The sequence below is a fragment of the Vibrio sp. 1580 genome, from assembly GCF_033340055.1.
In genome coordinates this window covers 1-761 of the sequence record NZ_JAWOVT010000228.1, presented here as the reverse complement: position 1 = coordinate 761, position 761 = coordinate 1, and the positions used below count along the sequence as shown (strand labels likewise).

The window sequence follows — 761 nt, the reverse complement described above, 5'->3', positions numbered from 1 at the left end:
TGCACTTTCCAATGTAGGTGCTGGTTCAAAAGCATCAGGGTTACCACGGTTTTTAAGGAACTTCAGACCAACTTGAGGGAACAACGCATAAGTAAGTACGTCATCAACGCGTTCACTCGCAAGCTTAATGCCTTCAGACTGAGCCTTATCCATTAAATCCACCGTGAGCGCTTCCATTTCTGACTCTAACAAATCAGCAGGGCGGCACGTAATTGGCTCTTTACCTTCAAGGACTTTAGCTTGTAGATCGGCATTCACTGCCGCAGGAGCGGCACCGTACTCACCTTTGAGAACACCAGCGGTTTCTTTAGTTATGTTCTTGTAGCGCTCGCCGGTCAGTACGTTAATGACGGCTTGAGTACCAACGATCTGAGACGTCGGTGTTACGAGAGGAATAAAGCCAAGATCTTCACGTACACGTGGGATTTCTTCTAGCACCTCGTCGATACGATCCGCTGCACCTTGCTCTTTTAGCTGACCTTCCATATTCGTCAACATACCACCTGGCACTTGAGCAATAAGGATACGGGAATCCACGCCTTTTAGTTGCCCTTCCCACTTCGCGTATTTCTTACGTACTTCACGGAAGTAAGCTGCAATAGGTTCTAGTTGATCAAGTTTCAAATTGGTGTCGCGCTCAGTACCTTGCAGCATTGCTACAACCGTTTCTGTCGGAGTATGCCCGTAAGTACAGCTCATCGAAGAAATAGCCGTATCGAGGATGTCGATACCAGCCTCTACCGCTTTGATTGCCGTAGCGG

General features: G+C 48.1%; 1 pseudogene. It reads right to left on the bottom strand.

The window, feature by feature from the left end:
- A pseudogene (locus R7093_RS25195) lies at positions 1 to 761 on the bottom strand (oxaloacetate decarboxylase); the annotation flags it as partial.